Consider the following 17,165-nt stretch of genomic DNA (forward strand, 5'->3'; position numbering starts at 1 on the left):
AAGCAACATTCTCAGCTAAACCTCCACCGCCTCCAAATCCCCGCCTCGCCCCGAACACCAGTTTCGACCATAACTCCGACGATTGTTGACCTGCTGGAACGACGTTTGGCAGATTGCCCATTGCGTTTCTCCCGGACGTTGATGGAGCCGTCCTGGGAGTTTCCCCGCAAATGCCGATCGACCAGCAATTGATGCAGGTTATGCAGTGCAGCTACGGAAACTCTCGGTTCGCCGAGAACCATCGCCGAACATGTAGGGGCATCGAGCATCCACATCGCCATCAACTTGACTACGCCACCGTCCGTCTCCACGTGAACGACCGGGCTTCCGCCTCGATGCTCTACATCTCTGACTTTGACGCGACGCCTATATAGCGGATGCCAGCGATAATGAACTTCGACTTCCTGCCCGATATGGGCAGAATGAACGGGCAATAGCCACCAGCAGAAAGGTTTGGCTCTTCAGCGACACGGTCGCCGGAGCAAAAGCCAGCGCCGTCATCTACAGTCTCGTGCTTACATGCCGCGCGTGCAACGTCGAGCCATACGCGTACCTGCTTCACGTACTGACCCAACTGCCTCAACGAGCACAAGACGCCGACATAAGCGACCTACTGCCATTTCGGTTCATGCAGTCTCAGGTTCCGATCGACGCCGGCTGAGCAAAGAAAATCACACGCAAACGTCACGCTTCCACGCCAACAGATTTGCGGCGCTCGGCGAAATTCATGCGCGCGCCGGTGCGCTCAAATTAGCGCTTACAATTGTTCGAGTACCGCCAAGTCCTTGTCCGCATGCGGCAGGGCGATTCCGACCGCGACATCGCGCGCGGCGGCTTGATGGGACGCAAGAAGTTGACGACCGTGCGCCGGGAAGCCGAGGGGCTCGGATGGCTGGATCCGACACAGCCGTTGCCAGATGACGCCACGATCGCTGGCGTTTTCGGTCGCTCGCCGCACTTGCCGCACACCTGCGTGTCGACGGCCGAGCCGTTCCGTGAACAGATCCGCGACTGGGCGGCTGCGGGCGTCCAGGGCACCACCATCCACGCCGCCCTGCAACGCAATCACGGCTACACGGGCAGCTATGACGCCGTGAAGCGCATGCTGCGTCGTCTGGGTGCCGAGCGCAAGCCGGGGACCACAACGACGATCCTAGAGTTTCCTCCGTCGGACGCGGCGCAGGTCGACTTCGGCGCCGGCCCGGTGCTCACAAATGAATCCGGCCTTCCGCTCAAGACGTGGATCTTTGTGATGACGCTTTGCTGGTCGCGTCACCAGTACGCCGAGATCGTGCTCGACCAGACGGTAGAGACGTGGCTGGCCTGCCATCGGCGCGCCTTCGAATGGTTCGGCGGCTGTCCCGGCCGTGGCATATATGATTTTGTGGCCGGCCACAAAATCATATATGCCACGGCGCGGAATGCCGCCCCACGCCACGAACGCGTGGTAGTGAGCGTCGAACAGCATCTCGTGAGTTTGCAGAAGATAGGCACGCAGGAAGAACGCCCGGCTGTGACTGAGCTTGAACTGCGCAACCTGCAGTTTGGTGCGCTCGCCGTTGATCACGGCCCAGTCCTCGCTCCAGTCGAACTGGAATGCTTCACCGGGTGCAAAGGTCAGTGGCACAAAGGTGCCACGTGCTGCGCTCCTTGCCTGCTCCTGCTGCTCCTGTCGCCAGCGACGTGCAAAGGCGGCGACCCGGTCGTAGGAACCGGTGAACCCCAGCACAGTGAGGTCAGCGTGAATCTGCTTGAGGGTTCTGCGCTGCTTGCGCGGCCGGTTGGCTTCCGTCTTTAACCAGCCCGCGAGCTTCGCCGCAAATCCGTCGAGCTTGCTCGGGCTCTGCCGTTCCGCATAGGTGGGCACGACGGTGACGTTGCAGTTGCATTCATAGTTTCGAACACACCCGGATGGCGTGAGGCCGCGTCTACAACCTTCCAAAACCCTGTCTTCTTCTGACGAAGTTGGCTGCGAAATTTCTGGATCGTCAGCCGTCTCTGAACAACTTTGGACGATGCCATAGGTGCCCCCTGTCAGAATTCGTCTTTGAACTCGCTGGCGGTTCTCGCGACGTCGAGAATATTGTATTTCAAACCGTGCATCTCATTTCGTATGCCTTCCATATCTTCTCTAAACTCCTGTAAAGCGCCTTCATCCATTGCATCTGCGCTTTCAAAGGCGTTCTGAAGTACGATCCGAAATTTCGTGAAGTTTGCTGCCATAACCAGCGTCACTTGTACTATCTTCGATGGAAGGCGGCTAATATCAATCGAATTCAGCGTCCGTTCATAGCCGAGTATCTCCGGCATAACTTCGTATGCGTCTTTCTTAGCGATGATTTCCTGCTGAGTAGTCAATGTTTCAGTTAGGTAGTCCTGCCTCCCGACTGCCAGTTCGATGATCTTGACTACGGTTAGCAATCTTTCCCTATCCCTGCGAACCCGTCGCCTAAGTTCCTCATGCGCTGTCTTTCTTGCAGCCCAAACAGCGGTTCCGAAACCGCCTGCGACCGTGATGAAGGTAACTGCTACCAAACCCCAACCCGCCCAATCAGCGGGGGTTACCGGGAGAAAGCCCCGTTCAGCCACGGTACATGCCAATGGCACGGGATTTTGACCAAGCGCCACACACGGCATCCAATACAAGAGAAGTAAGGGTTTACGCACAACGACCCCCTTGCTAGGTAGTTGTTCTGCGAACCCATTATAGGCCGTGTAGAGCGAAGCCCAAGTCCGACAGTCAGGTCAGTCGGAACTACAGACGGTCTAGAACTTGTTCGCAAATAAATCCAGCTTCCCCGCAATGAAAGACTGCACTCCTTCGAGCTTGCCGCACATCACCTGCATCTCGAAGAAAAAACGCATGGAATGCGTCCGAATCCATTGACCTACGATTCCGCAACGGATAATCCAATAGCAACCTGAATAGTTCGAATGTTGATATGACTACAAGCGTGACATGAACTACCTCTGGTGGCCATAGATGGAGTTCTATTCAGGAAACCGCTTGTTCCATACCTTATAGAGGTCAGCGTACTGCGGATGATTTTTAATCAACTCGCGGAACATTGTCATTTTGGTCGTTCCAGCTTCGTCCCGGATCATTTTCAAGTTTTCTGAAAACATCTCATATTCGTAATCGCCCATCAATTCCGTCCTTTTGAACGCATTTTCTACACAAATTCTAAAGTTCGAAAATGATTTCCTGATAAGAATTACCGACCGGACTAGATCGGCTGGCAGCGACGTAGTACGGCCAGGATTCGACTCAGGCGAGCTCATTGGCAATGTTGGATCAGGTTGCAATGAATGGCGTTCAACGGAACGTAGTAGTGGCTTGTCGTGAAGCCATCGGACATCCGTGATTACGGCGGCGGAGCTGAGATCTTTAGACTGGAAGCGTCTCGTGATGCTGGATTCACCGAACCGCCAACAATCTGGACACCCTAGTCGATTGTCCCTTTGTGGCCGGGTTGAGGCAGTGCGCTCCGCAATCCGCTCGCCGGATACCAGCCATTGAGCAAGGGCGAACGAGACCGCGGCCAGCCAAACTGGACGACGACCTCAACCGGCCGTTGCTGGCCGAGATCGGCGGTGCGACCTCGGACGTTCGTCAGCTCTGCCTGCGACGCTCAGCGCCAAATCCGTTCTCGGTCCCACAATTGCTCCAAATTCGATAAAGGCAAGGCTGCCCGGCAAGCGAATGCGAAACGAACACGGAATTTTTTATGTCAATTCCGATGATGCGACCGCAGCGGACCGTCGCCGTCGAGTCACTCGATCTCGACGCTCTCTATCGGAACGCCGCGATCATGAAGCGTCTGCAGCATGTTCACCAGACAATAAAAGCCTGCGTCTGCTATCGATACGCGGCCGTATGCAGCGCCCAGGCCCGTCGAGACGATGCGTAGGTCGTCCTTGACCATCATGCTCGCGTGCCCTGGCCGATACGTGGCATCGGCAAACCCGCCGCGTATGGCGATGCCCTCCCAGGCTCGCCAGGCGATGCGAAAAGGCGCGAGCTTTTCCACGTCCTGCCGGTCCGCGAAGGTCACGTCGACAAGCACCTGCGGATCTTCAAATCCGTACTCGACAGTAAATGGATACGGCTCGAAGTCGCCAGGTAGTTCGCTGCCCACGGAGTCATGGCCAAGCGCAAGCTCGCCGCCGAGACGCAGTGAGGCGACCCCCCCCACTTCGCCGTACTGTGCGTGGATCAAGTTCTCGATCACGAGCAGGCATCCCGGGTCCACGTTGCGTCCAGCAAACGTCCACAGAAGTTCGGGGCGCGATTGAGAACCGGCGGGCGTCAGCAATTTCAGGAACGAGCTGGCAGGAACAAACGTCTGGCCCGCCATCGCACCCCACATGGCCGCGTCCGATAGGTCCCTAAAAACTTGATCGAAGCGGGTTCGGACATGATCAGGCGGGGCCGCGCCATCACGTAACGTGACTAATACCTGCAGGTCGCCGCCACGGCCGGCGAGGCAATGATCGATCTCCGTGACGAATGGTCTAGGAAAGCCCACGATTGCTCCACGGACTGGACGGCAAGTCATCGAACCGGGCGAGCCAGGCGGAGGCATCGAAATTGGGCTCACCGAAGGCGGACATGGACACCCGAGTGGGCTTGAGGAGACGTGCCACGTCGGGCAAACAGCCCAGATCGCGTGCCCCCCGGTTGACATCGCCAACCGGCGGAAGCTCGGCCCCTCGGATCAGCACGCCGCATTTCAGCTTGCGAAGTCCGCACTCGCGCAGTGCCTCGACGATTGTCTCGACACCGCCCAGGCGATCAATGAACCGTGGCCCGACGAAATTCAGCCAGTGCGCGGCGAACGTGCAGCCGCGCAACTTGTATCGAATAAGTGAATAGCACGGATCGAAACCGAGATATCGCGGAAGCCTCGCATGCACGCCAAGCTTCGCTTCCTGCATCGTTCCTTCTGTCCGCTTGAAGGCGAACCCCGCACTGGCGCTATCCGGTTCGATCGCCTCAATCAGTGTCTCGAAGAACGTGAGGAATTCTTCAATCGGACTGTCATCCAGCCAGGTTGCGGGCAGGTCCACACGCAGAAGGTTCGCCCATTCCCCCTCGATCTGCGCGTCCAGCGTGGACGCGGCGAGTGCCACGCCATATGCCCCCGGAACAGGGTCGGAGTCGTAGTCGATATGTGCGCCTTGGTGATCGGCCGGAAATGACTTCAGAAGCCGCAGATCCTTGTCGAGTTGGCGCTGCGTCCACGGTTTCCATCGGCCGTTCGCTGCTGAATACACCGACAGCGCGTTCGGTCCGACATAGGCAACGTAACGTTCGATACCCTCCGCCACGGCGTGCGCTATGTCATGCACAGAGCGATCGAAGTGAAAGAATCCGCATAGACCCGCGACGGCGAGCGGCCGATTATCGTGATCGACGACGGTAAGCTCAGACCAGTCCATTCCAGTTGACCCCCTTAGCATCCCGCGTTGTTGATGATGGCAGGTGGAAATTTTTCGTTATCGATTCCGAGTTGCTGACCCAACGCCACGAACTTGTCTAGCTGCGACGTGCCGTCCTTATATTTGGTCCATGTCGGGTAATCCTGATTGCCATCGCATATACTCCAAGTCTTGTCCTTTTTACGCCGGGAGCGCGTTCCCGCTGGACACCTGAATTTGAAGTCGAAAAGCTGCTTCGGATTGCCCTTCTCATCGAGCAACATCGCATCCGGCCAACAGCTTCGAGGGTTCGCCCTGCTGATATAGGATTGGAACCGCGTCATTTTTATTCGCGTAGCAGGCGGCTTGTATGGATTAGTGTACCCGCGCTCGGGCGCAAGCTGCTCGTGGCGTCCGGGGCCCGTCTTGTTCTTTCGCTTCTGGATTTCCTTGTCGCAACAATCGTGCTTTTGCGTGCCGAGTTCACGGCATGTCGACTGCTTGTTTGGTTGGACCTGCTTGTCGCACTTGCATGCGATTGCTTTCAGGATCTCCTCGAACGTCTGCGGCGACTGCTGGTTGCCAACGCAACCCGAGTTTGCGGGGCTTCCCCCATTGTTCGTCATCGCATCGCCCAAGAGCTGGATATTCTTACCCTCGGCTTTCACGGTCATCGATCCAGGTGCGATGAACTCGGTCTTGCCCTGTGTTTTGGACGAGACAATTCCGCCACCCGTTCCTTGGCTCGCGACGTCGGGCGAAGGCTGGCTCATGTAATGAGAGCCCTTGATCGCAACGGTGTTGCCTTCGATCTTCACAGTGGTCGTCGCATCTTTCAGCCGATCCGCGGATCGCCCCAAATTGGGCAATGGCGTCGGCACGAAGGGTGCGGGAGGCCCCGGCATCTTGCAGACGTTGGGCAAAGTCGCGGGAGCCTGATCGAAGCTGCCCTCAGTCACCGGCGTCTTCGGAGGATTGACCCCTACACTGACCATCGCGGCCTCCGCGCGTCGGCATCGAGTCCGAGCACGGCTGCCGCCCGGTAACCGTCATCCGAACTTGCCCAAAGCAATGGCGTCGGCCCCTTCTCATACCCTCGCTGCCCGGCGCAAATGGCAAGGACTGCGAACAGCACGCCGCTGGCCGCGCCCATGTCGCCCCAGCAACAGGCGGGACACTCGTAATCGTGCGCGTCGACAAACGCTTCCTGCGTTCTCAGCATCGTGTACAGGAGCTCTTCGTTTCTGTACCGTTCCCCGTTGATGTCGCAATACGTGGCGGTGACGAGCCGGCCATCGACGCAGCTTCCTCCGATCGCGGCACGCACCGCCGCGCTTAGGCCCTCGCCCACGCAGACGCGGCCGCAACGAATTGGATGGGGTTCCGTCGCGGTGGCGACCGCCATCACCGTGGCGAGGATGGGCAAGCCGCCGCGCTCGGCAAAGGAACGCGTGGCGAGCAGGCACGCTCCAGCGCCCTCGCCGGGCGGAAAACCGTTGCGGTTCTGGCCCGAGATCAGCGATCCCTCTCTGTCCAGCCATTCGAGCGTTTCCGCGCAGTGGTAGGAGTCGACGCCCGCGACCAAGCAGACGTCGCAGGCACCGCTCGCGATGTCCCGGGCCGCGAGGCGCAGCGCCATCAACGCGCTGGCATGGCCATGCTCGAGCAGAGCGATGCGGGATCGATCGAGCGCGAACGAGTGCGCGACCGACTCCGCGAGCATCTGGCCGATGGACTCGGGCAGACCGGGGCGCGACGCGGGCAGCGCGATGAAGCACCGCAGGCGCTGCGGCACGCCGTCGCCCAATGCTTCGACGACCGCTGGTTCCAGCATCGACCACATGCGTAGGCCAATCGGTGCATCCGCATCCATCGCGGCGTCGAGTGCGACGCGCATCGGTGCACCGGCCTTGTCGATCAAGAACGGATGCATGGCAACCGCTGACAGGCCGCCGCGCACGGCCGCCGCGGACGCAGCCGCGCTGAGTCCGAGCGGCGTGCGGGCGCCGATGGCGCACACGCACACTTCACGGGCCGGTTCTTGCCGCCAGACATGCGTGCGCGTCGTTGCATGCTCGGTGCTCAAAGGACCTCCTTCTCGGTGACGATGGTCCCATCGAGTTCGTCGACGCGATCGTTGCATACCAGCGAGGTCTGCCAGGTCATGATCACGCGGGGCACGTCCGGTTCGAGCAGGACGGTGCAGAGCCGGCCGCGATGCTCGATGCGCTCGCGTCCGATACGGGTTTCGAAGAACGGGTAGACGCGCGGCAAGCGAAACGAGAGCGATCCCGATGCGCTCAGGTTGAGCAAGCGCATCGGTTCACCGCCGCGCAGATACCCCTGCACCTGCTGATCGCCCGGCGCGCACTGGTGATATCGCGGGTCGAAGTCGGTTGCCCACAGCGGCGCACGGGTGCGTTGCCATTCGCCGTCGTACGTGCCGGCGAGTTCGCGGCGCGGCGACCACGCGCAGTCGACCGGACCGAAACCCGCCGGCGTCGGTCGATCCTTCCAGGAAGCGATGAGGCGATCGCCATATTCGAAGTTTGGCAATCGGGTTCCGTCGAGCCCGGCCAGGTTGCACACAAAACCGGTGCCCACTGGATTGCGGCTTTCCAGACGGTGATCGGCCAGATCAGACGCGGTGCGGTCCCAACCGCCGAAGGCTCGCTCGTACTCAAGAGGAATGCGCGAAAACGGGCGCGGCGTGCTCATCGCGATGCCCCGCATGACGGTCCGTTCCCACACTCGATCCCCGAACACTCTCAGGATTTTCCGGACCGGCCCCACAGCGAAGCCGACATCGACGCTCGCTACCGGCCTGCCGTTCGGCGCCCATGCATGGCCATTCACAACGATATCCGTAGCGGGCTTGAGTCCGAGGATGTCCGATTCGTAGATCAGACTGGATTCTCCGAACTTCCCTCGTGGCTGCGCGACGCGCAGAACGGATTCCTGCTTTTCAGCGAGCGACGTGGTTCCGTCGGCCAGAATGTCGAACGTGGCCTTGACGAGAACAAACCAGATCTTGTTCGCGTCCCGGTCCTGTACCCACGTCCGGTCCGCGGCATAAGAGGTGTGGTTGATGACCAGCCACATGCTGACACCCAGTTATTCGACTGTCGCTTCGGGGGAGCACGACTGGCCGGAAGCGTGCCCGATTTCTTCTGCCGAGGTCGACGCCGACGATGCACGGTTCGCGACATGTTGAATCGGCGATCAAGCGTCGAGAACCGGATCTTCCATGCGGCGTCGAGGCGTGCGGCTCTTCAGGGAAGACGAATGAACAGGGTCGAATTCAAAGTGAGCCTTACGTCATTCCTCGTTTTGGTCTACGACGGACCTGCCTGCGCATCAGGCGCGCGTTACGCCATGGCCTGCAATGCGCGCTTCTGACGCCACGCGGGCCCAGCACAGTTGAACAGTACGCTGCGCGGTTCGGCCAGGCGCAGCCGGGTAGCAGCCGCCGAGCGTTGCCGCTGGGTGCCGCTCCTCAAGACTTCGATGCATTGCGTCCTGGTTGGCGGCGCGCCCATCAGATGACACACGTTGCCCGGCATGCGCGCCTTGTTCGCCGCCCACCACGCATGCGCCTTGTCGGGATCGGGCCACGGCACGTCGTCGTCTTCGTCGTTCGTGTCGTCGTCATCCGCCATTGCGGAGGGCGGACATTCGAGCCTGAGCGCGCCAAGATCCGCGCCCGTGATGAGACTGAAGCTCTCACCCGCGAGCCGCGCGAAGCGCGCATCGCCCATTTGACCGATCAGCCATTGCACGTAACGCGGATCGCCAATGAAACCCATGGTGCGAATCGATCTGCGCGCGCCTTCCGGTCGTGCCGCGAGTCGTTCGAGCCAGCGACGCGCGTCCTCGGCCGGCAGACCCATCGCCGCGAGCGCGAGCGCAGCGTCGCCGCACGCCGATGCCGTAAGCGAGATATCGCGAACGACCGCGAGCGCCGCCCGCCGATCGCCGAGCATCAGCGCGGAGCAAGCAGCATGAAAACGACAGGACGCGTCGGGGTCGTCGAGATGGAGCAGACATGCGTCGAGCAGATCGACGCGGCCAATTTCGCCGACGCAACGCAGCGCGCGGGCCCGCAAGACGGCGTCTTCCGACATGAGCGCCGCGTCGAGACGACCTTTCGGATCCACGCGATGCTGCGCGCAAGCTGCGAGCCCGGTGAGTCGCGCGGCCGGATCATCGCTCGCGAGCAGCGTCGATACGACACCGGCGAGCCGGCTGGCGCTCACCCAGCCGAAGGCCGAATGGAGACCCGCGCGAGTATCGGGCACAGCCTCGCCGAGTCCGATCAGCCGCAGAATCGCCGGGATCGAGCGCCCCTCGATGCAGCAGATGGCCGCGGTAAACAGCTCTCCCTTGGCCGTGCGCTCGAGCGCCCGAATGCCCGCGCGCACGCCTTCGCTGCCCGCCACGGCGACGCCGTCGAGGTGTGCCGCGATGCGCTCGTCGAGTCGTGCGAGATCGGGAAGTCGCACATGCGGCGCGCGCACGAGGCGCGAGCGAATCCGCCGCAGCGCGGCGGCGTCCTCAACATGTTGCTCCAGCACGCGCAAAAGGACGCCACTTGCGCTGTCCGCGACCGGCTTGACCGGCGGTCGCCGACAGGGCGCGTGAGGCCACATCGAAGCCATGGCGACGCGCATTAGTTGATCTGCACCGATCCACCGATGATGCGATGGGTGCCGGACGCACTGCTAGATACGCTGGTTCCGCGTATCCGCACATATCCGTCGCGCGTGAGCGTGATGCTCGCCTTTCCGCAGCGCAGCACCAATTCCTCTTTCGCCGTCAGCACGAGTCGCCTGCCGTCGACGTCGACTTCGACTTGCGCGGGCGTATCGTCGAACGGCCAGGATTCGCCGCCGAGCAGACAGCCGATGATGATCGGACGTATCGGATCGCCTGCCTCGAACATCAGCGCGACCCGACGGCCGATGTGTAGGCCGCGCAGATCCGCGACCGTTCGTGCGACGAGCGCCGCGCCCGTCGGCTGGCCAGGGTAGAGGACCAGCGGGGAGGCATCGTCGGCATTGATTCCGACCAACTCTCCGATCCGCACGCCATCGATGGCCGGACAGGGGCCCTGGTCGAGAAAATCGCGTCCGCTCATAACAATCTCCTTTCGATTTGACTGTAAGACGAGCGACGCGGCATCAATTGCAAAGTCCATATTCCGCTTCTACGGCTTGTCCTGGCGATCGGTGTTCGACCGGTGCCAAAACACACGACATTCCAGCTCTTCGGAAAGCCAGTCCTGAAAGCCTTTCATCTTCGCCACATCCACCCGATGACTCAAGCAGGTTCAACTTACCCACTCACATTTCAGCCCGTCTAACCGGGGATCGAGGGCAATAACGGTGATTTCTATGCATCCACCGGATGGGATGCCTGTACCGGGCTGGGTCGGCCGGATGGCACGAAGGTGTAAGGTGCAGTGAGGTGACACTGAACGGCATGCATGCGCTGCCTTGAGTTGCGCAAGCACGAGCCCGTCTTCATTAAGGGCGAAGAAGCCGGCTACGTCGCGTCGAAAACTTCCCGAAGGGCCGAGCTTGGTGAGCTAGTTAGGTCACGACGTGGGCACGAAGGCCTTCGAAATCCACTCGTATCGTCTATGATCATTGGACGCGCTCGCAGCCGGTCTCCCGCCGGTTGGCCTGCTTCGCTCGCACGACGACGTGTTCCGCAGCCCCAACAATAAGGGAACAGACCATGGCAGAGCTACTTGACTCGAATCAGACTCCGGGCGCGCCGGGCAACCCACTAAGTTGGAGCCGCGCGGACAAAGACGCCGTCGGCACGGCGTACTCGCTTTCCAGCCAGGTCTGGTACACCTCGGCCGGCGGCGTTGTTACGGAGATCTACTTTCCGGATGTCGACACCCCTCAGGTTCGCGACTTCCAGTTCATTATCACCGACGGCGCGACCTTCTATCACGACGCGCAGAACGACTTCGACCACCAATGCGAGTGGCCCGACGCGCCTGCCCTATCCTTCCGAATTACATCTCGCGCGAGAGACCAGCCTTACGTCATCGTGCAGGACGTAATAGCCGAAAAGGGTTCGCCGTGCGTGTTGGTTCGCGTGACACTGCAAGGTGATCAGGCATTCCTCGACAAACTGCACATCTATGCGTTGCTGGCGCCTCACGTGGGCGGGTATGGCGCAGGCAACGTCGCGCACCGAGCCAGCACCGCGAATGGCGATCGTCTGGTCGCAACGCGCGGCAACTACTGGCTCGCAATGGGCGCGGACTGCGGGTTCGGTATGACGAGTTGCGGCTTCGTTGGTGTGAATGACGGCTGGACCGACATCATTGCCAACCGGCGCTTGCCGGTCTGGAATTACGACGCAGCAAAGGGCGGATACGTCGCGCTCACCGCGGAGATAGATCGCGCGGGAGAGAACCAGTTCGTGGTGGCGCTTGCGTTCTGCGTCGACGAGCCGACGGACATTACCGCCAGCACACCCAACAAGGCGCTGATCGCCGTTTCCGAGGCGCTGGCCTATCCCTTTGACGACCCTTCGAGCACATATAGCCACCGGGGCGTGTTCCTTGAAGGTTGGCACGGCGCGGTCGAAGCACCGTTTAAGCCCACGGCGGGCGTCACGAGCGACGGCGATGCGCTCTTCGAGCTGAGCCGCAACGTTTTGCTTGCGCATGAAGATAAGACGGCCAACGGCGCGTTCGTGGCGTCCCTCAGCATCCCGTGGGGCGAGATAGTGCGGGATCTCGCTGCCGGCTACCACATGGTTTGGCCACGGGATATGTGCCAAAGTGCGCTGGCATTGCTTGCCGCCGGCGCCCAAGATCCGCCCCTTCGCGGACTCATGTTTCTCGTTGCATCGCAATCGAAACATGGAAGCTTCCCGCAGAAATTTTTTATCGACGGGAACCCGTGGCTGCCAGACGCCAAGCAGCTCGATGAATACTCGTTTCCCATCATCCTCGCCTACCACCTGCGCGAGGCTAATCTGCTAGGCCAGTTCGATCCCGCCGCGATGGTATTAGCCGCAGCCGGCGCGTTGATCGCGAACGGTCCCATGACTACGCAGGAGCGTTGGGAAGAACAGGAAGGCTATTCCCCGTCGACACTCGCCACGAACATCGCCGCGTTGGTCTGTGCGGCACAATGGGCCGATGCTGCAACCGCTCAATTCCTTCTTGAGTATGCGGACTTTTTGGAAGCGCATCTTGAGCCATGGTGCGTGACCACGCAAGGCACACTCGTTCCTGGGATCACACAGCACTACATTCGGATCTTGCCGACCCACAACAGTGGCGGCTTCATTTTTCCGGAAGATCCGAACACCGCCACAATACAGATGCGAGGCTACGGCGGCCAAGCTAACACCGTCGTGGATGCAGGCTTCCTCGAACTCGTGCGCTATGGCGTTCGCGCCGCGAATGACCCAATCATCGTCGACTCTGTCAAGGTAGTCGATGCCGTCATAAGCAAAACGCTGCCACAAGGCCCGGCCTTCTATCGGTACAACCACGACCAATACGGCCAGGGGAATGACGGGCAGGCCTGGTACGACGGCGCGCCTTTCGGAAAGGGTCGCCCTTGGCCGCTACTCTCCGGGGAGCGCGGCCACTACGAACTCGCCGCCGGTGGCGATGCGACGACCTATCTCCGCGCGCTGGAGCAGTTCGCGGGGCCGCGCGGGTTGCTTCCCGAGCAAGTGTGGGATATGCCGGATCTGGCAAATACGAGCTTCGTGCTTGGAGGTCCGACCGGCTCAGCGATGCCGCTTGCGTGGGCGCACGCCGAATACATCAAGCTTGTCCGTTCCGTCTCTGACGGGCGCGTTTTCGACCGCCTCGATGTGGTGGCGGAGCGATATCAGGCTCAACCCGGTCAGCCGCCGCGTGCTCGCCGCGATATCGAAGTCTGGAACTTCGCCCGTCCGGTGCCGACTGTTGCCGCCGGAAAGACACTCCGCATCAACCTACCCTCGCCTTTTAGCCTCCACTGGTCGAGCGACGACTGGGCCACATCAAAAGACCAGGGAGCCACGCAGACGGCCGTCGGCATCTACTATGTAGATCTCGCAACACAAGCAGCTGAGGCCGGCACTTCGCGGGTATTCACTTTCTTTCTCGTCGACAAGCAGCGCTGGCAAGGAGCGAACTATTCCGTCGCCCTGCGCCCCTGAAATGGGGCGCTCGGCGATTCGCTACTTCATGACGGTTGCGCCCGATGCGCCGCTCGCAGAACTCTCCGCGGAAGCGCCTGATACGGGCTTATCGCGGAGCTGCTTCACCAATCCAGCGTCAGGTTTCTCGAGCTTCCCAAGCCGACCCTCAAGAGTCAGACAGGCGGGCTGTGCGAGCGTCTCATTCCTGGGCGACTTGAGACTTCTGGCAACACGGCAAGTTGTCACAGCTCGAGGCCTGCAAGTAACACATGGCATAATGCGCCGCACTCATCTTCACCAGATCAATATCGAATCGTCGGCCTTATGCTGAGCTGTTTCTGTCGGAAGCTGGGCTCCTTTCTGGGATTGCTAACAATCCTGATGGTGACGCTCGCGCCGATGGTTTCGCACGCACTGGCTGACGCACCTTCGACAACGGAGTCTCATCGATCGACCAGTCCCGCTTGAGCGTGACAATATACAGTAACCGCAGGGCGGCAGTGGCCACCACCAGCGTGCTCCGAGCTCGCTGCTCGACCTCGATCAGATGGATCTGATAAGAGCGAATCTCTTCAGAGCCTAGTAGCGCACGCGAGCGTCCACGAGATGTGACGTTGTGATCAGAGCTTCGATCCGCCGTCCACATGCAAGATATCGCCGGTGATCGAGCGCGCTTCGTCGGATGCTCGTTCACCGCGAGCAGGTTGTCGAACTGTTCGACTGTCGTTTCTTCAATTGTCGCCGAGCCGGACATGGCGGCGTGGGCAACCAGTATGTCGAGGCGGCCGCCGACGATCACGCGCGTCCGTTGCGCGAGCAGATGTCGACCCTGCGCAGCGTGCGGGTCGGCAGCAATCTTCTCGGACGTGCCTCCTGCTTGCTTCGCTATTGTCACGCCTGTATCGGCACGTTGAACCGATGGCTTTTTGCTTTGGGAACGTTTCTTTTGCTGCGAAATCCGCGCTCGCCTTCACGCGGAATGCGCACGGTCGGGCTGCCGCTTCGACGAGACCGTGCTTCGCATCCGCATTCGCAATTGCAATTGCAATTGCAATTGCAAGAATCCTCCTTTTGCTGCCCGATGGCTGCGCAATTCCCCTGTGCCAATCTCGCGCGGCACAGGACTCGAGCGCAGCACAACCTTGAGGAAGCGTCGGCTAGGTCCTTGCCTCACCGCTTCCTGCAGCACGCTGTCGAGTTGAACGCCGTGCGGGGCTGTCTGAGACAGACGCACCTCTCTTTCAAAATCATTCGCATGAGTTCGTTCTAGATGACGCGCGGTGAATTTGGAGCCCATTGAGGTTCCAGCAGAGTCGCTGTCGACACGGCAGCGCAGTCGGTGCAGGCTTCGCGGCGACGCGCAAACCGACTGAGTTTCGCCGCGGAACGCCGCATTGTCGATCTTTGCAATTCTGGCTCAGACCAAATCAATCGGGAGGTGCAGGCCATGTCATCACCGAAGTTACCAGCAGGCGACGAGCGCGTTTCCTTGGGACAAAAGTCGCAAGAGACGGGCGATGTCCTGATTCACAAATCGGGACAGGAAAGCGTCGCTGACTACGATGCGCGCCAAGCCGCGCCAAGCAAGAAGCACGCGCACAAACCTGTCGTACGCGACCATTCGAAGGGAGGCTCTCATGCTTAAGTTTGTCAATGCGACAACTCAGGATATCTGGGTGTCTTACATGTTTTATTCACCGGACGTGTGCTCGGACGAAGGCGGCAATTGGCAAGCGATTGGCTGGTATCACATGGCGCCCGGCGGCAGCACCGTTCCATACGCGAACGATCTCGATGACGTGCATAATCGCTACTGGTGTTACTACGCGGAGAATGCGGATCGAAGCGTGGTCTGGGCTGGTCCCTACTCAGTCTACGCCCCGGAAAACGGGGCCGCTTTCAACCGCTGCTACCAGATTGGAGACACGGCGTCGCGCATCATCGGCATGCGATTATTCGACGTCGGGGATAATGACAATTTCACCATGACGCTCACGCGGTAGTTCGGCTTCAGGCGGTTTGAGCGATCATCGGACGCTGCGGCATATCTCCTGCCGCAGCGGAAAAGCGATGGGTTTCGTCGCGCCAAGGCGACTTCGTGAATGATAGTGATATCGTGAGGATCGCCTACAGCACGAAGGAATATCATCTCGAGCGGCTGATCGATCGAGTTGCCTGGGTCGTGCATCTGTCCTTGGCGACAATAAGAATGAGTTCAATGCCGCCCATGAAAATGCGGCACAAGGAAAGTCCTTGAGTCTAGACATTGGCCGGCTAGCGCGCTCGATTGCCCGATGGTCTGAGCCCGCAAGGAAACTGCCATTCAGAGCTGCTAGCCAGCGGGGAGCGCTTTAAAAATTCTCGGATGCTTTTTACAATACGCCTCGGCTCGTCAGCAATATCGCGGGTGGCTGTGTTCTCCTTAGAATCGCGCGTGGCTCCGCTGCGTAGTACCATCATTCGCGAGCAATAAGCTGGCGAGGATCGTCGCAAGCAGGAACCGACCTAACGACGGATAGACACGAAGAACATCGACGGTAAAGGCCCTGCAATACAGAGAGAGGCCGTAGTGTCGCAGGAGTTCCATAGCCTGCCCGGGCACGCTCTGGCCTCCCAGCAGAATGTGCAGTTCGTCGAAGGCTTTGTCCATCATGGTTCCTTTTAGCGTCGCTTTCCTATGGGATCCGCTAAGAATTTTGCAGCCGATCATTTAGCCAGTTTCGACGACTTCGCCGACATACGGACATGAGCGCGTCGAACAGGTGACGAAGCTTTTACGCTCATAACGTGTAAAGGCGACGAACGTCGTCCGTGGACGTGAAGTCGCACCTCACGGAAGCGCGCGTTCGTTAGCATGCGCCACAATTAGACAGGCCTCGAAACATGGCATGCATTGCGTCTTGCACGCTCTCATTTCCTTCGAGAGAAACCCGGAGGTACTCGCTCTATTTACACGAATCTTTCAACATTCACGTGTGCGACTTTTATCGATAGACTTTTTTATGGGACATAACGCTTTCCGTACTGGGGTTGAAATTACTGGGAAACTTGTCTCAACTTTAGTTCGTTTGACGGCGGGATATCGGTCCCGCCGGAAGACGGCAAGGCATTGTCCGATTGTTGCGCGACGGGCGGCTCGGTATCTGGCAGCGGTAGCGGCAGATTCGCGGACACGTTCGCGCCAGCGGATCCTTCGCTGTTCGATCTGTCGCCAACGGGGAAAACAGGAGCGGGATCGGTTGCGGCGGACTCGCCGATTGCGGGCTGGTTGATGCTCGGGTCGGCGGTGCCGCCGCATCCGGCCAACGCGAACGTAAGCGTGGCTATCGCCGATGCGGCAAGCATCCCCATGCGCCAATGCGCAGGCCTAATTAAAAGCTCGTCTTCAGCGCGGCACGCGCTGACATCGTTCTTCATGGTGCTCTCCTTCGGTTTCGTTGAAGTGCGCTACAGCATCGAAGACGATGTTGCGGCCGCGATTTCGAAGGGGCGCGCTCATTTGTTTCGCTAATAAAGCACGCATTATTCAAATTCTGTCGGTACACGTCGTCCTCAATCCTGAGTGGCTCGACGCG

General features: G+C 59.9%; 15 protein-coding genes and 2 pseudogenes. 4 read left to right on the plus strand and 13 right to left on the minus strand.

Annotated features, from left to right (window positions below; all coding sequences use genetic code 11):
• Positions 1 to 427: 427 nt before the first annotated feature.
• Positions 428 to 661 (plus strand): annotated as a pseudogene (locus AWB82_RS21905) (transposase domain-containing protein); the annotation flags it as partial.
• Between the two features lie 96 nt (positions 662 to 757).
• On the opposite strand, the gene AWB82_RS39210 reads toward AWB82_RS21905, so the two are convergent.
• The 11 genes and pseudogenes from AWB82_RS39210 to AWB82_RS21955 form a co-directional block, all read right to left on the minus strand.
• Entirely contained in the window at positions 758 to 1,069 is a 312-nt protein-coding gene (locus AWB82_RS39210) for a hypothetical protein (RefSeq protein WP_143756810.1), read from the minus strand.
• 330 nt (positions 1,070 to 1,399) lie between these two features.
• A pseudogene (locus tag AWB82_RS21915) lies at positions 1,400 to 1,864 on the minus strand (IS21 family transposase); the annotation flags it as partial.
• Between the two features lie 170 nt (positions 1,865 to 2,034).
• Positions 2,035 to 2,628 carry a hypothetical protein gene (locus AWB82_RS21920; protein WP_143756811.1) on the minus strand — a complete coding sequence of 198 codons (594 nt, stop codon included), beginning with the start codon at positions 2,626 to 2,628 and terminating at the stop codon, positions 2,035 to 2,037.
• Between the two features lie 363 nt (positions 2,629 to 2,991).
• Positions 2,992 to 3,147 (minus strand): hypothetical protein, encoded by a 156-nt coding sequence (locus AWB82_RS37695; protein WP_159462609.1) that lies wholly within the window; start codon positions 3,145 to 3,147, stop codon positions 2,992 to 2,994.
• Between the two features lie 626 nt (positions 3,148 to 3,773).
• A complete protein-coding gene (locus AWB82_RS21925; protein WP_086970964.1) occupies positions 3,774 to 4,529 on the minus strand; it encodes a hypothetical protein in 756 nt (251 codons plus the stop codon).
• Positions 4,516 to 5,442, minus strand: coding sequence for a type VI immunity family protein (locus tag AWB82_RS21930; protein ID WP_159462610.1), 927 nt, complete (start codon positions 5,440 to 5,442; stop codon positions 4,516 to 4,518). The genes AWB82_RS21925 and AWB82_RS21930 overlap by 14 nt, the downstream gene beginning before the upstream one ends.
• 14 nt (positions 5,443 to 5,456) lie before the next feature.
• A complete protein-coding gene (locus AWB82_RS21935; protein WP_086970967.1) occupies positions 5,457 to 6,416 on the minus strand; it encodes a DUF4150 domain-containing protein in 960 nt (319 codons plus the stop codon).
• A complete protein-coding gene (locus tag AWB82_RS21940) occupies positions 6,404 to 7,507 on the minus strand; it encodes a beta-ketoacyl synthase N-terminal-like domain-containing protein (RefSeq protein ID WP_159462611.1) in 1,104 nt (367 codons plus the stop codon). Before AWB82_RS21940 ends, AWB82_RS21935 begins: the two co-directional genes overlap by 13 nt.
• Positions 7,504 to 8,523, minus strand: coding sequence for a DUF2169 family type VI secretion system accessory protein (locus AWB82_RS21945; protein ID WP_086970971.1), 1,020 nt, complete (start codon positions 8,521 to 8,523; stop codon positions 7,504 to 7,506). The genes AWB82_RS21940 and AWB82_RS21945 overlap by 4 nt, the downstream gene beginning before the upstream one ends.
• 266 nt (positions 8,524 to 8,789) lie before the next feature.
• Positions 8,790 to 9,995, minus strand: coding sequence for a TIGR02270 family protein (locus AWB82_RS21950; RefSeq protein ID WP_159462612.1), 1,206 nt, complete (start codon positions 9,993 to 9,995; stop codon positions 8,790 to 8,792).
• Between the two features lie 95 nt (positions 9,996 to 10,090).
• A complete protein-coding gene (locus AWB82_RS21955) occupies positions 10,091 to 10,558 on the minus strand; it encodes a DUF6484 domain-containing protein (RefSeq protein WP_086970975.1) in 468 nt (155 codons plus the stop codon).
• A gap of 602 nt (positions 10,559 to 11,160) precedes the next feature.
• Here AWB82_RS21955 and AWB82_RS21960 point away from each other — a divergent pair.
• From AWB82_RS21960 to AWB82_RS21970, 3 genes are all read left to right on the plus strand, one after another.
• Positions 11,161 to 13,608: a glycoside hydrolase family 15 protein gene (locus AWB82_RS21960; protein WP_086970977.1), complete on the plus strand. Its 2,448-nt coding sequence runs from the start codon at positions 11,161 to 11,163 to the stop codon at positions 13,606 to 13,608.
• 664 nt (positions 13,609 to 14,272) lie between these two features.
• Positions 14,273 to 14,860 (plus strand): hypothetical protein, encoded by a 588-nt coding sequence (locus AWB82_RS37700; RefSeq protein WP_159462613.1) that lies wholly within the window; start codon positions 14,273 to 14,275, stop codon positions 14,858 to 14,860.
• A gap of 367 nt (positions 14,861 to 15,227) precedes the next feature.
• Complete coding sequence (locus AWB82_RS21970) at positions 15,228 to 15,593, plus strand: DUF1036 domain-containing protein (RefSeq protein ID WP_159462614.1); 366 nt, start codon at positions 15,228 to 15,230, stop codon at positions 15,591 to 15,593.
• Positions 15,594 to 16,012: 419 nt separating this feature from the next.
• Here AWB82_RS21970 and AWB82_RS21975 read toward each other — a convergent pair whose 3' ends face one another.
• Positions 16,013 to 16,240, minus strand: a complete 228-nt coding sequence (locus tag AWB82_RS21975) for a hypothetical protein (protein ID WP_143756815.1) — start codon at positions 16,238 to 16,240, stop codon at positions 16,013 to 16,015.
• Between the two features lie 386 nt (positions 16,241 to 16,626).
• Positions 16,627 to 17,007 (minus strand): hypothetical protein, encoded by a 381-nt coding sequence (locus AWB82_RS21980; RefSeq protein WP_086970983.1) that lies wholly within the window; start codon positions 17,005 to 17,007, stop codon positions 16,627 to 16,629.
• Positions 17,008 to 17,165: the final 158 nt, after the last annotated feature.

Source organism: Caballeronia glebae (assembly GCF_001545035.1).
In the GTDB taxonomy this organism is placed as follows: Bacteria; Pseudomonadota; Gammaproteobacteria; order Burkholderiales; family Burkholderiaceae; genus Caballeronia; species Caballeronia glebae.